The organism is Paraburkholderia sp. Tr-20389 (assembly GCF_017104565.1).
Classification (GTDB): domain Bacteria; phylum Pseudomonadota; class Gammaproteobacteria; order Burkholderiales; family Burkholderiaceae; genus Paraburkholderia.
Genome location: NZ_JAAGPD010000039.1, coordinates 56,898 through 72,785, shown reverse-complemented (window position 1 = coordinate 72,785; position 15,888 = coordinate 56,898). Strand labels below are relative to the sequence as shown.

The 15,888-nt window shown below is 62.2% G+C and carries 12 protein-coding genes; 1 reads left to right on the top strand and 11 read right to left on the bottom strand.

Features of this window, described 5'->3' with window-relative positions; translation table 11 throughout:
- Window positions 1-412: 412 nt before the first annotated feature.
- Genes G3N95_RS29475 through benA form a run of 4 tightly spaced genes read right to left on the bottom strand, consistent with a single transcriptional unit; the run spans window position 413 to window position 4,133 of the window.
- Window positions 413-1,192 (bottom strand): 1,6-dihydroxycyclohexa-2,4-diene-1-carboxylate dehydrogenase, encoded by a 780-nt coding sequence (locus G3N95_RS29475; protein WP_205973619.1) that lies wholly within the window; start codon window positions 1,190-1,192, stop codon window positions 413-415.
- 5 nt (window positions 1,193-1,197) lie between these two features.
- A complete protein-coding gene (benC, locus tag G3N95_RS29470; protein ID WP_205973618.1) occupies window positions 1,198-2,220 on the bottom strand; it encodes a benzoate 1,2-dioxygenase electron transfer component BenC in 1,023 nt (340 codons plus the stop codon).
- Window positions 2,221-2,265: 45 nt separating this feature from the next.
- Window positions 2,266-2,769, bottom strand: coding sequence for a benzoate 1,2-dioxygenase small subunit (gene benB / locus G3N95_RS29465; RefSeq protein WP_205973617.1), 504 nt, complete (start codon window positions 2,767-2,769; stop codon window positions 2,266-2,268).
- A complete protein-coding gene (benA, locus tag G3N95_RS29460; RefSeq protein WP_205973616.1) occupies window positions 2,766-4,133 on the bottom strand; it encodes a benzoate 1,2-dioxygenase large subunit in 1,368 nt (455 codons plus the stop codon). The genes benB and benA overlap by 4 nt, the downstream gene beginning before the upstream one ends.
- A 158-nt stretch (window positions 4,134-4,291) precedes the next feature.
- Between benA and G3N95_RS29455 the strand changes: the two genes are divergently transcribed.
- The gene (locus tag G3N95_RS29455; protein WP_205973615.1) at window positions 4,292-5,215 is read left to right on the top strand and encodes a LysR family transcriptional regulator; all 924 of its coding nucleotides are present in this window, start codon (window positions 4,292-4,294) and stop codon (window positions 5,213-5,215) included.
- A gap of 43 nt (window positions 5,216-5,258) precedes the next feature.
- On the opposite strand, the gene G3N95_RS29450 is transcribed toward G3N95_RS29455, so the two are convergent.
- The 7 genes from G3N95_RS29450 to G3N95_RS29420 all read right to left on the bottom strand — a co-directional run bounded on the left by G3N95_RS29450 (window position 5,259) and on the right by G3N95_RS29420 (window position 15,849).
- A complete protein-coding gene (locus G3N95_RS29450) occupies window positions 5,259-6,521 on the bottom strand; it encodes a nitrate/nitrite transporter (RefSeq protein ID WP_205973614.1) in 1,263 nt (420 codons plus the stop codon).
- A 14-nt stretch (window positions 6,522-6,535) separates the two neighbouring features.
- The gene (locus tag G3N95_RS29445) at window positions 6,536-7,330 is read right to left on the bottom strand and encodes a peptidylprolyl isomerase (protein WP_205973613.1); all 795 of its coding nucleotides are present in this window, start codon (window positions 7,328-7,330) and stop codon (window positions 6,536-6,538) included.
- Window positions 7,331-7,340: 10 nt separating this feature from the next.
- Window positions 7,341-8,024 carry a respiratory nitrate reductase subunit gamma gene (gene narI / locus G3N95_RS29440; protein WP_205973612.1) on the bottom strand — a complete coding sequence of 228 codons (684 nt, stop codon included), beginning with the start codon at window positions 8,022-8,024 and terminating at the stop codon, window positions 7,341-7,343.
- The gene (gene narJ / locus G3N95_RS29435; RefSeq protein ID WP_205973611.1) at window positions 8,021-8,749 is read right to left on the bottom strand and encodes a nitrate reductase molybdenum cofactor assembly chaperone; all 729 of its coding nucleotides are present in this window, start codon (window positions 8,747-8,749) and stop codon (window positions 8,021-8,023) included. The genes narI and narJ overlap by 4 nt, the downstream gene beginning before the upstream one ends.
- 1 nt (window position 8,750) lies before the next feature.
- Complete coding sequence (narH, locus tag G3N95_RS29430) at window positions 8,751-10,277, bottom strand: nitrate reductase subunit beta (protein ID WP_205973610.1); 1,527 nt, start codon at window positions 10,275-10,277, stop codon at window positions 8,751-8,753.
- Window positions 10,274-14,065 carry a nitrate reductase subunit alpha gene (locus G3N95_RS29425; RefSeq protein ID WP_205973609.1) on the bottom strand — a complete coding sequence of 1,264 codons (3,792 nt, stop codon included), beginning with the start codon at window positions 14,063-14,065 and terminating at the stop codon, window positions 10,274-10,276. The genes narH and G3N95_RS29425 overlap by 4 nt, the downstream gene beginning before the upstream one ends.
- A gap of 389 nt (window positions 14,066-14,454) precedes the next feature.
- Window positions 14,455-15,849 carry a dihydrolipoyl dehydrogenase gene (locus tag G3N95_RS29420; protein ID WP_205973664.1) on the bottom strand — a complete coding sequence of 465 codons (1,395 nt, stop codon included), beginning with the start codon at window positions 15,847-15,849 and terminating at the stop codon, window positions 14,455-14,457.
- Between the last annotated feature and the right edge of the window lie 39 nt (window positions 15,850-15,888).

Here is a 15,888-nt window from a genome sequence, read left to right as displayed (position 1 = left end):
TTTTCTATTCTCCTGCGTGTGGTAATTCGTGAGTGACGAGAGCCTAAAGGCGCACACAGGAAATGTAAAAACGCCAAAATAAGGCGTTAGTGAAATTCACAACACGCGATGCCGCGATTATTGCGGCTTGATACAAACAGTATTTCCGCGCCGCTTGTTCTGTGGGCGCGAGAGCGCGGATTGTGCTGGAGATGCGAAAGCCGAGTGGCTTTATCGCCGTTATTTCCCCGCATAATCGTGCGATCGGGAATATTGCGGAAACCACGATAATGAATTGCCTGTTGCGGGCTTTATCGTTTCACGCGATGCTTTAAAATCGCCCGCGTTTCATCCAGTCTGCACGCAGCAGACAAACACGCTTTGAACGCGGCTTTCCAGCCGCGTTTTTTTTCGCCGGTCTTTTGCGTGTGAGTCAGCCCTGATCGCCGCCGCCCACGGGCAATACGGTGCCCGTGATGTATGACGCGTCGTCCGAAGCGAGAAAGAGAATCGCGCCGACCTGTTCTTCGATCGTGCCGTAACGATGCATCAGGCTGCTTGCCCTGGTCTGGTCGACGATGCCCTGATACCAGATCGCTTCCTGTTCCGTCTGCTGTTGCGCGTTGCGCGGCACGCGTCGCGGCGGCGCTTCCGTGCCGCCCGTGGCGACCGCGTTGACGCGGATGCCGTCGGCGGCATGTTCGAATGCGAGGCTGGCCGTCAATGCATTCACGCCGCCTTTCGACGCCGCGTACGGCACGCGATAGATGCTGCGGGTCGCGATCGACGACACGTTGACGATCGCACCCGCCTGCCGCTCGATCATCGCGGGCAGCACGGCGCGGCAGCACCATAGCGTCGGAAACAGCGAGCGGCGCACTTCGGCTTCGATCTGCGCTTCCTCGTATTCCTGATAAGGCTTCGCCCAGATCGTTCCGCCGACGTTGTTGATCAGCACGTCGATGCGGCCGAATGCGCCGAGTGCGGCTTCCGTCAGCTTGCACGCGCCCGCATACGTTTCCAGATCGGCGATCACGGCAATGCAGCGTGCGCCCGGCGCAGAGATTTCTGCCGCGACTTCATGCACGAAATCCGAACGGTCGCACAACACGACGGTGGCGCCTTCCCGCGCGGCCGTCAGTGCGACGCCGCGTCCGATGCCTTGTGCCGCGCCCGTCACGACGACGACTTTTCCTTTGAAGCGTTGATTCATGATGGTCAGGCCGCGTTGGTGGCAGAGAACTTTTCGTAGTGGAAGCTGGCGGGCGTCACGCCGATTTCACCGAGCCAGCCGCGTACCGCATCGACCATCGCGACGGGGCCGCACAGATACACGTCCACATCGCCGCCATTGAGCCAGGCGGGATCGACATGCGTCGTCACGTAGCCTTTGAGCGGATGCGCGCTGGCGGGGTCGGCCACACAGGTGCGGTATTCGAAGTCCGGCAGTTTGCCTTGCGCGGCATCGAGCTGCGACAGCGCGACGAGATCGATGTCGTTCGTCACGCCGTACACCATGCGGACGGGTTGCTTCGCGCCGTCTTTCGCGGCGAGCACGTCGAGCATCGACAGGAAGGGCGCGATGCCCGTTCCGCCCGCGAGAAACAGCACGGGGCGCGCGGCGTCTCGCAGATAGAACGCGCCGTACGGTCCGGAAAACGCCACGCGTTGTCCCGCTTGCGCGTGGTCGCTCAGATACGTGCTCATCTTGCCTTCGGGCACGTTGCGCACGACGAACGACACGCGCGACTCGCCCGGCGCGGAGCTGAACGAGTACGAGCGCGACAGCTGGCTGCCGGGCACTTCGACGTTCACGTACTGGCCCGCAAGAAACGTCAGTTGATCGGGCGCGTCGACGTCGATCGAAAATTCGATCGTCGAATCGGAGAGTTTCTGCACGTTCGCGAGTGTGCCTTCATGACGCGCGACGCCCGTCTTGCACGCCGCCGACGAAGCGGGCACGCGGATCACGCAGTCCGAACGCGGCCGCGTCTGGCAGGCAAGCACGTAGCCTTGCGCGGCATCTTCGGGTGTCAGCGCGTCTTCGATATAGCTCGATTCGGGCAGGTCGTACGTGCCCGATTCGCAGAAGCCGCGACACGTGCCGCACGCGCCGTCGCGGCAATCGAGCGGAATGTTGATCTTCTGCCGGTAGGCGGCGTCCGACAGCGTTTCGTTGTCGCGGCACGTGATGAAGCGCGTGACGCCGTCTTCGAACTGAAGTGCGATGCGATGTTCCATGAACTGCTCCTGACTGCTGCTCGCGTATCGTGAGAGACCGCGCGCTCAGATGTGATAGATGTCGATGACCTGATTGATGTAGTCGTTCTTCAATACGACGTACTTGTTCAGGATGCGCGGCGACTCGCCGTTGAAATCGATCACGTAGCGCGACATGCCGAAGTAGCTGTAATTGGTCTTGTAGCGATGGCTGAGCGTGTGCCAGTTGAAGCGAACGGTGCAGACGCCATCGTCGTGCTGTTCGAGTTCTACGTTGCTGAGGTTGTGGCTCGTGCGCGTATCGGGAATCGTCGCGCTCGACCGCTCGGTCTTGATGCGGAACACGCGGTCTTCGAGGCCCTGACGGCTCGGGTAATAGATCAGCGAAATCTCGCGCTGCGGGTCCGTGATCAGTTGATCTGTGTCGTCCCACGACGGCATCCAGAAGACGGCGTCCGGGTGATACAGGTCGAGCCATTCATCCCATTGCTCGTCATCGAGCAAACGCGCTTCGCGATAGAGAAACGCCTGGATGTCCGCGAGCGTCGGCGGCGTGGCAATCGTGCTCATGCTGCGCTCCTTTCCTTCACGAGGGCATCGCGGATCGTTTCGACCCAGTAGCGGTGCTGGATCGTGTACAGGCCTTCGTCTTCCGTCTTCACACCGGAGAGCAGCGGCTTGAGACCGATCTTCTTCGCGCCTTCGTCCGCACCTTCGATCCAGTGCGTCGAGCCGCGGCACATGTCGTTCCATTCGACGGAACGCGCCGCATAGCCTTGCTGGCACGCGCGGAATTCTTCGAGATCGTCGGGCGTCGCCATGCCGCTCACGTTGAAGAAGTCTTCGTACTGGCGGATGCGGCGAGCGCGCGCGTCGTCGGATTCGCCCTTGGGTGCGATGCAGTAGATCGTCACTTCCGTCTTGTTGACGGACAGCGGCTTCAGCACGCGAATCTGCGAGCCGAACTGATCCATCAGATACACGTTCGGATAGAGGCAGAGATTGCGCGAGTTCTGGATCATCCAGTCCGCCGTTTCGCCGCCGCAGCGCGCGGCGAATTCATCGCGGCGATTGAAGTTCGGGCGGTCTTCCGGGTTCGCCCAGCGCGACCACAGCAGCATATGGCCGTGCTCGAATGCATAGAAGCCGCCGCCCTGACGGCCCCAGCCGCCCGCATCCATCGCGCGGATCTTGTCTTCTGCGGCGTTCTTTTCCTTGCGCTGGTTCGTGGTCGCCGCGTAGTTCCAGTGCACGGCCGACACGTGATAACCGTCCGCGCCGTTTTCCGCCGTCAGCTTCCAGTTGCCTTCATACGTATAGGTCGACGAACCGCGCAGCACTTCGAGACCTTGCTCCGACTGGTCGACGATCATGTCGATGATGCGTGCGGCCTCGCCGAGAAACTCGGTGAGCGGCTTCACGTCGGGATTCAGGCTGCCGAACAGAAAGCCGCGATAGCTTTCGAAACGCGCGACTTTCTTCAGATCATGCGAGCCCTCGTGATTGAAGCATTCGGGATAACCCGCATCGGCAGGGTCTTTCACTTTCAGCAGTTTGCCGCTGTTGTTGAAGGTCCAGCCGTGAAACGGGCACGTGAAGGTCGCCTTGTTGCCGCGCTTGTGGCGGCACAGCATGGCGCCGCGATGCGTGCACGAATTGACGAGCGCGCTCAGTTCGCCCTGACGGTTGCGCGTGATGACGACGGGCTGACGGCCCATCGTCGTCGTGAAGTAATCGTTGTTGGCCGGAATCTGGCTTTCGTGTGCGAGATAGATCCAGTTGCCTTCGAAAATGTGCTGCATTTCAAGCTCGAACAGCGCTTCGTCGGTGAAGGCGCTGCGGTGCAGGCGATAGTCGCCGCGTGCGGTGTCTTCGACCAGATAATCGTCGATGTGCTTGAGTGTCGGACTGCGGTCCGGGTAGATGGGGATCATCGGATGTCTCCTTTCGATGTCTGCGCGCGCCCGTCGTCTGGTTGCTACCCGAAAGGTATAATTTGTGAGGGCGCTGCGGTTGAGTGAAGAGTAGTTGGCGCACGTACGGCCCGTCCAACACTGATTTAGTATCAGTTCAATATCCAAGGGGTATCGTCATGGAGTTGCGCCATCTCCGTTATTTCGTCGCGGTGGCCGAGGAGCGCAACTTCACGCGCGCCGCGCAAAGGCTGCATATCGCGCAGCCGCCGCTCAGCCGCCAGATGCAGCAACTCGAAGATCTGCTTGGCGTGCAACTGTTCGTGCGCAATTCACGGCCGGTCGAATTGACGGACACGGGGCGCTTCTTTTACTCGCACGCAGTGCAGTTGCTCGCGCAGACGGCAGAACTCGAATCGATGACCCGACGTGTCGGCAAGATCGAGCGCAGTCTGTCGGTGGGATTCGTCGGCTCGACGCTGTACGGCATGCTGCCGAAGATCATCCGGCGCTTTCGCACCGAGCACCATGCCGTCGAGCTGACGCTGCTCGAAATGTCGACGATGGACCAGATCAAGGCGTTGAAAGAAGGCACGATCGACGTGGGCTTTGGGCGCATCCGTCATGAAGATCCGAGCATCAGGCGCATCGTGTTGCGCGAGGAGCGCATGATCGTCGCGCTGCCGTTCGGGCATCCGCTGGCGGACCTGAAGCCGGTGTTGTCGCTGCACGATCTGATCAACGAAACGCTGATCATCTTTCCGAAGGCACCGCGTCCGAGTTACGCGGATCAGGTGCTGGCCGCCTTCCGCGATCGAGGGCTTGAGCCGGCGCATATCTACGAGACGCGCGAATTGCAGATCGCGCTGGGACTGGTGGCGGCGGGCGAGGGGATATCCGTCGTGCCGAGCAGCGTGTACGGACTCAAGCGCGACGATGTCAGCTACAAGGAACTCGACGATTCGAACCTCGTGTCACCCATCATCATGAGCATGCGCATGCTCGACGAATCCGAAGATCTCACGCAAATGCTGGAGCTGATCTATCGGCTGTATGAAGAGGCGAACATGGAGTACTTGCCGCCGCATGCGGACGATGCGTGACGGGTGCTTGAATCTGCGCATGCACCTCGTCACGCAGCGGGGCTTACCCCGTCACAGGCGTGCGTTTCACTTCTGACAGATAGATCAGGATCAGCGAGACCCACACGATGCCGTAGAGAAACATGAAGCACGTCGAGCGGATCTTGAAGAAGTCGAGCAGGATGCCGAACAGGATCGGCAGCAGAAAGCCGCCCAGCCCGCCCGCAAGGCCGACGATGCCCGTCACGACGCCCATGTTGTCGGGGAAGTCGTCGGCCACGTACTTGAACGTCGACGCCATGCCGAAGGCGAACACCGCGCCGAGCAGGAACGTCAGCAGCACGAATACGGCGAGCGTGACCTCGATGTGCAGCGTCCTCGTGCCGTCGATGGTGTGAATCACGAAATCGGTCGACGGATACGACAGCAGGAACAGACAGATCCACGCCACCCACAGTCCCCACCATGTCACGCTGTGTGCGCCGAAGCGGTCCGCGAGTCCGCCGCCTACTGCGCGCAGGACAGAACCCGGCAGTGAGAAGCCCGCTGCGAACGCGGACGCCATCACGAGCGACATGCCGTATTCGGCCTTCAGATACTGCGGTATCCACAACGACAGCGCCGTAAAGCCGCCGAACGTGATCGAGTAGTACTGGCACAACCGCCATACGTTTGGATTGCGCAGCACCTTGAATGAGTCGAGCAATGAGCCCTGCGCCTTGCCCGCGCCGGGATCGCGCGCCGACGCGAACCAGAAAATCAGCGCGGTGACGAGCAGCGCGACGGCATAGACGCGCGGCACGAAGCGCCATCCATACGCAGCCTGCAAGGACGGCGTGACGAACAGATTGACGGCTGCGCCCGCCGTTCCTGCGCCGAAAAAGCCCATCGCGAAGCCGCGCCGCTCCGCCGGAAAGAAGCGCGCGACGTAAGGCGTGCCGACCGCGAACGATGCCCCGACACAACCGAGAAAAAGCCCGATCAGCAGAAACTGCCACAACGCTGTCGCGTAGCTGACGATATAGACGGGTATCGCGCAGACCACCAGCAGCACCGTCATCACGATGCGTCCGCCGAAGCGGTCTGTCCATGCGCCGAGCGGCAAGCGCATCAGCGCGCCCGTCAGCACGGGCGTCGACGTCAGCAGGCCGAATTGCGTGCTGTTGAGGTGCAGGTCTTCGCGCAGTTGCACGCCGAGCACGCCAAACATCATCCAGACCACGAAGCAGACCAGAAACGCCAGCGTGCTCGACAGCAACACGGACCATGCCTGCAAGCCGACGGCGCGTGAACTGCCGAGCTTGTTCATACCGCTGTGTGTGCTCATGGGTGTCACCTCGCTTATTGAAGCAGTGGCCCGCTGGTCTCGCCGAGGTGCGCGCCTTCGATTCGCGCACGCGATGCGAGTACGGTCACGTACTGCTGGATCGCTTTGTGGCGGACACGTTCGCCGAGAAAGCGCGCGATATCGGCTTCGACCGTTTCAAACGGCAACGGCTCGCCGTCGACGCGCCGCTCGATACGAACGATGTGAAAACCGAAGCGCGTGTTGACGAGCCTCGGCAGCAGGCCTGTATCCTGCACATCGAATACGGCGCGTTCGAACTCGGGTACGCTGTCGCCGCGCAGCAACTGTCCAAGACTGCCGCCGACGCCTGCGGAAGGGCAGTTCGATACTTCGCGCGCAGTGCTTTCGAAGGCGTCAGGCGCAGCGAGAATCGCATGCAGCGTGGCCTCGGCTTTCTGCCGGATCAGCGCGAGCGGCGCGTGTTCGGTGATGGCGAACAGGATGTGGCTCGCGAAGACAATGTCGTTGCGACGGAAGCGCGTCGGATGACTGTCGTAGTAGCGCTCGCAGTCCGCGCGGGTCGCGGTCGGCACGCTCAGTTCGTTCGCAAGCAATTCATCCAGCGATGCGTCGTCCAACTGGGCACCTTCCGCGATCAGCTTCAACTCGACCGCGCGCTGCCGCAGCAATTCGCGGATCACGAGTGCATGTCGTGCAGCTTCGTGCGGATCGGGTGCGTCGGCGTGATGTTCGCGTTCGGAATCGATGGTAGCCGCGTCGATGGCGACGCCGTTCACGCGCAATGCGCTTTCCTGTTCCGGCGCCATAGACTGTTCGATCGTGCTCATCGCGCTCTCCTTAGCGCTTGCGCACGAGCTGATACGGCCGGATCAGATAGGCGACAGACGCGAAGCCGCTCCAGATATGCACCATCCGCGTAAACGGCGTGATCAGGAAGATCGTGAAGCCGAGCGCGATGTGCACCTGATACGTGAGCGGCACGCCCACCAGCAGGCTCGCGATATTCGGCTGGAAGGTCACGACGCCTTTCACGTAGTCGGTGAGCTGCTCGAACATCGCGCCGTCCATGTGACGCATCGACAACACCACGGTGCCGAGGCCGAGCGCGAGCTGTACCCAGAGGATCAGCACGATCGCGATATCGGAGACGCGGCTGTTGCGGCGGATACGCACATCGGCGAGCCGCCGGTGAATCAGGATGGTCAGGCCGATGATCGCGACGACCCCCGCTGCGCCGCCCGCGACCATCGCGAGCAACTGATGCATGGACGCCGACAGGAACGGCGACACGAGCCAGTGCGGCGCGAGAAAGCCGACGAAATGCCCGCCGACCACGACGAGGATGCCGAAGTGAAACAGGTTGCTGCCGAGCCGCAGCGCACCGTGCCGCAGCATCTGCGACGAATCGCTTTTCCACGTGTACTGCTCGCGATCGAAGCGCACGAGGCTGCCGAGCAGCAGCACGGCAAGACAGATGTACGGATAGATGCCGAACACGAACTGATGAAAATAGTCGCTCATGACTTGTTCTCCCGTTTGCCTGGGGTGCGTGACGTGCGGCTGTCGTAGAACTGGATCGGGGCCTGCGCGGGTGTCGACGCGCCGACGAAGCGCACGGGCTCGTCGGCCCATGCGGCATCGAGCGCGCGATAATCGGCGGGCGTGGGCGCCTGCTGCGCGTCGTCGTCGTGCAACGCGTCGGGCTTCTCGCCCTTGCCGACGCCTGCGAGCGGCAACAGCGCGCCCACGACGAAGCTGTACGGACTGCCGCGTTTTGCGAGCTGCGTGGTGATCGACTGCAGAATCTCGCCCGTTTCTGCAAGCAGCGAGCGCGCCTCCGATGCTGGCAGGCGCGACAGGTATTCGAGAAACACGGGCAGATAATCGGGCAGTTCGCCCGCCGCGAGATGCAGGCCGTGCGCGTCGTACATGCGCAGCAGATCGACCATCGCCTGGCCCCGATCGCGTGATTCTCCATGCACGTGCTCGAACAGATAGAGCGAGGTCGCGCGTCCGCGATCGAACAGCGCGACGTAATTCTCCTGCAGCGTGATGGGATCGCGCTGCGCGCAGTAGTCGATGAACTGGTCGAGACCGGCGCGGGCGTCGCGGCTCAGGCCGCGTTCGCCGTTCAGCAGTTCCCGGGCTTCCGGCAATGCGTCGAGCAGTGGCGCGTCGGGATAACTCAGCAGGGCGCCGAGCACGGCATACGTTGCGCCGGGCGGAACGGCATCGCGCGAACCCATGTCAGAACTCCTGGCGGATCGGAATCTTGCGGTTGCTCTTTTTCGTCGTGAAGAGGCTCGCTTCGGAGCGGCCGTCCGAACAGCCGTTGCCGAACGAGAAGCCGCACGACGAACGCAGGTCGAATGCGTCTTCCGCGTACTCGCGGTGCGAGGTCGGAATCACGAAGCGATCCTCGAAGTTCGCAATGGCCAGATAGCGGTACATGTCCTCGACTTGCGCGACGCTCAGTCCCGCCTGCTTCAACACGCCGGGGGCGTCGACCTGATCGACGTGACGCGCGCGCATGAACGCGCGCATCGCCAGCAGCCGTTCGAGCGCGAGCTTGACAGGCGCTTCCTTGCCCGCCGTCAGCAGGTTCGCGAGATAGCGCAGCGGAATGCGCAGCGAGTCGATATCGGGCAAATAGCCGTTCATGCCGAGTTCGCCGCTATTCGCGGCCGCGTTGATGGGCGAAAGGGGCGGGACGTACCAGACCATCGGCAGCGTGCGGTATTCGGGGTGCAGAGGAAAGGCGATTTTCCAGTCGATCGCCATCTTGTAGACGGGCGAGCGGCGCGCGCCGTCGAGCCATGCCGCCGGCACGCCGTCGCGCTCGGCCTGCGCGATCACTTCGGGATCGTTCGGGTCGAGAAAAACGGACAGCTGCGCTTCGTACAGATCGGCTTCGTTCTCGACGCTCGCCGCTTCGCTGATGCGGTCCGCGTCATACAGCATCACGCCGAGATAGCGGATGCGGCCCACGCACGTTTCCGAGCAGACGGTAGGCTGCCCGACCTCGATACGCGGATAGCAGAAGATGCATTTCTCCGCCTTGCCGCTGTGCCAGTTGAAGTAGATCTTCTTGTATGGGCAACCGGACACGCACATGCGCCAGCCACGGCACTTGTCCTGATCGATCAGCACGATGCCGTCTTCCTCGCGCTTGTAGATCGAACCGGACGGACACGCCGCGACGCATGCGGGATTCAGGCAATGCTCGCACAGCCGCGGCAGATACATCATGAAGGTGTTCTCGAACTGCCCGTAGATGTCCTTCTGCACGTTCTCGAAGTTGTAGTCCTTCGAGCGTTTTTCGAATTCGCCGCCGAGTATCTCTTCCCAGTTCGGCCCCCATTCGATCTTTTCGAGCCGCTCGCCGCTGATCAGCGAGCGCGGCCGCGCCACGGGCATCGCCTTCGTATCGCCCGCGTCCTGCAGATGCGCGTAGTCGAACGTGAAGGGCTCGTAGTAGTCGTCGATCTCGGGTAGATGCGGATTCGCGAAGATCTGCGCGAGCAGCCGCCACTTGCTGCCGAGGCGCGGCTCGATCTTGCCGTCGGCCTTGCGTTTCCATCCGCCGTGCCAGCGGTCCTGATTCTCCCAGTCCTTCGGATAGCCGATACCCGGCTTCGTCTCGACGTTGTTGAACCACGCGTATTCCATTCCTTCGCGGCTCGTCCATACGTTCTTGCAGGTCACCGAACACGTATGGCAACCGATGCATTTGTCGAGATTGAGCACCATTGCAATCTGCGCGCGAACCTTCATGAGGTTTCTCCTTGACGCTGTTTATGCTCGGTGGCGGGATTGACGGGGTCGGCGGGCGCATCGTCGAGCCAGTCGACGTGCTTCATCTTGCGCACGATCAGGAATTCGTCACGGTTCGAGCCGACCGTGCCGTAGTAGTTGAAGCCATACGCAAGCTGCGCATAGCCGCCGATCATATGCGTCGGCTTCAGCGCGACACGCGTCACCGAGTTGTGAATGCCGCCGCGTGTGCCCGTGATTTCGGAGCCCGGCGTGTTCACGATCTTTTCCTGCGCGTGATACATCATCACCATGCCGGGCGGGATGCGCTGGCTGACGACGGCGCGTGCGCACAGCGCGCCATTCGCGTTGTAGCACTCGATCCAGTCGTTGTCGTTGACGCCGATGCTATGCGCGTCGGTCTCCGACAGCCACACGATCGGCCCACCGCGCGACAGCGTCAGCATCAGCAGATTGTCGGTGTAGGTGCTGTGGATGCCCCACTTCTGATGCGGTGTGATGAAGTTCAATACGATCTCGGGGTTGCCGTTCGAGCGCGTGCCCAGCATCTTCTCGTAGTTGCCGGTTTCGATGGGCGGCTTGTACACGCAGAGGGATTCGCCGAACGCGCGCATCCACACGTGATCTTGATAGAGTTGCTGGCGGCCGCTGAGCGTGCGCCACGGAATCAGTTCGTGCACGTTGGTGTAGCCCGCGTTGTACGACACGTGCTCGGACTCGATGCCGCTCCACGTCGGCGACGAGATGATCTTGCGCGGCTGCGCCTGGATGTCGCGAAAGCGGATCTTTTCGTCGGCGCGCGCCTGGGCGAGATGCGCATGCTCGATGCCCGTCAGCGACGACACCGCTTGCCATGCTTTCACGGCGACGGCACCATTGGTTTCGGGCGCGAGCGACAGGATCACTTCGGCGGCGTCGAGCGCGGTGTCGATGCGCGGACGGCCTGCGGCACCGTTCGGCGTGTCATGGCCATTGGCAACGCGATAGTTGAGATCGCCGAGCAGCGCAACTTCGTCCTTCGTATCCCACGCAATGCCTTTGCCGCCGTTGCCGAGCTTGTCCATCAACCGGCCGAGCGACGTGAAGCGCTCATACGTGGCGGGATAGTTTCGCTCGACCACGATTACGGAGGGCATCGTCTTGCCCGGCATTGGCTCGCATTCGCCCTGTTTCCAGTCGAGCACGTCGAATGGTTGCGCGAGTTCGGCGGGACTGTCGTGCGCAATCGGCGCAAGCACGACATCGCGCTCGACGCCGAGTTGCCCGACGCTCAGTTCGGAAAAGCGCTTCGCGATGCCTTTGAAGATTTCCCAGTCGCTCTTCGATTGCCAGGCGGGATCGACGGCGGCCGACAGCGGATGAATGAACGGATGCATGTCCGACGTATTCATGTCGTCCTTCTCGTACCACGTAGCCGTGGGCAGAACGACGTCGGAGTACATGCAGGTCGTCGACATGCGGAAGTCGAGCGTGACGAGCAGATCCAGCTTGCCGCGCGGCGCTTCATCGTGCCACGTGATTTCCTCGGGACGCGGATGCCCCGACTTCACTACTTCCTCGCCTTGCACGCCGTTGGTCGTGCCGAGCAGATGCTTGAGGAAGTACTCGTGACCTTTGCCCGACGAGCCGAGCAGGTTGGAGCGCCACACGAACAGGTTGCGCGGAAAGTTTGTCGGACTGTCGGGATCCTCGCAGGCCATGCGCAGACTGCCCGATTTGAGATCGCTTGCGATCGTCGCGGCCGCTTGCGCAGGGTCCCTCAGCGCGCGGCCGATCTCGAGCGGATTCGCATCGAGCTGCGGCGCGGACGGCAGCCAGCCCATGCGTTCGGCGCGCACGTTGTAATCGATGGGCGCGCCGTGAAAGCGCGTCTTGTCGACGAGCGGGGAAAGCAGGGCGGCGGGATCCATCGGGTCATAGCGCCACTGGTCCGTGTGCGCATAGAAGAACGAGGTGGAATTCATCTGGCGCGGCGGCCGGTTCCAGTCGAGCGCGAAAGCGAGCGCCGTCCAGCCCGTCTGCGGACGCAGCTTTTCCTGGCCGACGTAATGCGACCAGCCGCCCCCCGACTTGCCGATGCAGCCGCACATGATCAGCATGTTGATGATCGCGCGGTACGACATGTCCATGTGGAACCAGTGGTTGATCCCCGCGCCGATGATCACCATCGACTTGCCCTGCGTCTTGTGCGCGTTCTCCGCGAACTGCCGCGCGACGTTGATCACGTCGGCGCGCTTCACGCCTGTGATGGCTTCCTGCCATGCGGGCGTGTACGGCAGATCGTCGTCATAGCTCGCGGCGATATGCTCGCCGCCCAGGCCCTGATCGAGCCCGTAGTTCGCGACGTACAGGTCATAGACGGTGGCGACCAGCATGTCGCCGTTGCGCGTCGCGATGCGCCGCACACCGATCTTGCGCGACAGTTCCGACGCATGCGACGTGTGATTGAAATGCGGATGCCGGATGTTGCCGAAGTACGGGAACAGCACGTCGGCGACTTCGTCGTGTGCATCGACGAGCGACAGCCGCGGCACGATCGCAGTACCTGAAGCCGCCTGCTCTTTCAGGTTCCATTTGCCCTTGTCTTCGCCTTTCTTTTGTCCCCAGCGAAAGCCCGCCGAACCCACGGGCACGACGGCTTCATGCGTAGCCGTGTCGATCACGACCGTCTTCCACTCGGGATTGTTGAGCTGACCGAGCGCATCGTCGAAATCCGATGCACGCACGAGCCGCTCAGGCACATAGCGGTCGCCGCGCGCGACGAGGCGCACGAGGCACGGCATGTCGGTGTAGCGGCGGCAATAGTCGGTGAAGTAGTCGCTCTTGCCCGCGAGGTGAAACTCCTTGAGGATCACATGACCCATCGCGAGCGCGAGCGCCGCGTCGGTGCCTTGCTTCGGATGCAGCCAGATGTCGCCGAATTTCGCGCCTTCCGCGTAGTCGGGAAAGATCGATACGATCTTCGTGCCCTTGTAGCGCACCTCGGTCATGAAATGCGCATCGGGCGTGCGGGTTTGCGGCACATTGGAGCCCCACAGCATGATGAACGTGGAGTTGTACCAGTCGGCGGATTCGGGCACGTCGGTCTGCTCGCCCCAGGTTTGCGGCGACGCAGGCGGAAGATCGCAATACCAGTCGTAGAAGCTCAGGCACACGCCGCCGATCAGCGACAGATAACGCGAGCCGGCTGCATACGAGACCATCGACATCGCGGGAATCGGAGAGAAGCCGATTACACGGTCGGGCCCATGACGCCTGATGGTGTGGACGTTGGCGGCGGCGACGATCTCGTTGACTTCGTCCCATGTGGAGCGGATAAAACCGCCGAGCCCGCGACGGCTCTGGTAGCCGCGCCGTGCCGCATCGTCTTCGACGATCGACTGCCATGCCTGCAGGGGTTCCATCGAGCGGCGCCGCTCCCGCCATAGCTTGATGAGCGCACTGCGCACGAGCGGATACTTGAGACGGTTCGCGCTATATAGATACCAGGAGTACGACGCGCCGCGCGAACACCCGCGCGGCTCGTGATTGGGCATGTCGGGACGCGTGCGCGGATAGTCGGTCTGCTGCGTTTCCCACGTGACGATGCCGCCCTTCACGTAGATCTTCCACGAGCACGAGCCGGTGCAGTTCACGCCATGTGTCGAGCGCACGATCTTGTCGTGCTGCCATCGTTGCCGATAGGCGTCTTCCCACTTTCTGTCTTCGTCCGTGACGGCGCCGTGTCCATCGGAGAACTGCGGCCGGGCCGTTGTGAAATAGCGCAACCTGTCCAGAAAGTGGCTCATGGAAGATCCTGCTTTTATCGTGGGGGACGGTTTAAAGCATTAAAGTATGCAAAGCTGAATATGTAAAGTTGACACGTATTTGGCATCCACCGCATCGAATCGTATCGATCTTGCCGATGAAGCGCGCAAGCGCTCGCTCCCTAAGCGAAGCAAGGCCGCCAGGCGTGCGCTGTAAGGAAGGCGGTGCGAGACGGGCGCTTCGACACCAATATCACATGTTGTGATATATCGGTGAAGCCTGTGTGTCACGCGTATCAGATCGACATCGCGTAGGAAGAATAGAAAAGCGCTACCCCGGCATCACGACAGTGGCCGTATGCGGGGAGCGCTTCAACAACACTTGCGGCGGATTGAACAATCGGCGACGGCATTGACTAAACCAACGCTGATCACGCCTTCGGCAATTTCGCAGCTGCATCGCGCAAAGCCGTGCGCAAGCCTTCTTCGACGACGGGGTGATAGAACGGCATCGCCAGCATGGCATCGACCGTGAGGTTCATCTGCAGCGCCCATGCAAGCAGATGCGCGATATGCTCGGCATCGGGCCCGATCCACTCGGCGCCCACGAAGCGGCGCGTTGCCTTGTCGGCATACACGTGCATCAGTCCACGATTGCGCAGCATCACGCGGCTGCGGCCCTGGTCTTCGAAACTCACTTCGCCCGTCACGAACGATCCCGCCGCGAGGTCTGCATGGCGAGCACCGACCATCGCAATCCCCGGCTCGGAGAACACCACGGAGATCGGCGCGCGACGTACCAGCGGCTTCACATCAGGAAAGCGCGCTGCGTTCTCGCCTGCTGAACGGCCTTCGTCAGCGGCTTCGTGCAGGAGCGGCAGCACGTCGTTCGCGTCGCCGGCGATGAACACGGGATGCGTGCCGGCCTGCAGCGTCAACGGATCGAACACGGGCACGCCGCGCGCATCGAGTTCGAGCGTGGTGTTGTGCAGCGCCAGCTTGTCCATGTTCGGACGGCGGCCGGCTGTCACCAGTACATAGTCGAACATGTCTTCGCGCAGTTCACCCGCGCTGTCGCGATAGCGCAGATGCACGCTGTCGCCTTCGCGCGTCGCCGCTTCGACTTGCGCATGCGGCTCGAAGTGGAACACGTCGCTAAATACCTTGCGCCCGTAGTCCTTGATCGCGGGATCGCTCAGCGGACCGACGCGACCGCGCGCGCCCAGCATCGTCACCTCGACGCCGAGCCACGCGAGCGCCTGACCCAGTTCCAGCCCGATCACACCCGCGCCGACCACGGCCACTTTGCGCGGCAGGTCGTCCCATGCGAACACGTCGTCGTTGACGATTGCGCGGTCGCCGAGCGCCTGATACATCGCAGGCACATACGGCGACGACCCTGTCGCGATCACCACGCTCTTCGCATAGACGCGCGTGTGGTCGCCCACTTGCAGCACGTTGTCGTCGATGAACCGCGCGTAGCCAATCAGCCGTTCTTCATCGGGAATGCTTTCCGTCGATTCGACGACGAAGCCGACGAAGCGGTCGCGTTCGCGCTTGACGCGCGCCATCACTTCGCGTCCGTCGATCCGCACGGCGCCGTCGACGTGCACGCCGAACGGCGCCGTTCTGCGCGCCGCATGCGCGGCTTCTGCGGCGGCGATCAGCAGCTTCGACGGCATACAGCCGACGCGCGCACAGGTCGTCCCGTACGCACCGCCCTCGATCAGCACCGCACTCGCGCCCGCCGCCTTCGCCGCGCGAAACGCGGGCAGACCTGCGCTGCCTGCGCCAACCACTGCGACATCGATATGAAGCGTCTTCATCATGTTCCTCGCTCGGACGGCCGGGCGGCGGATCCGGTT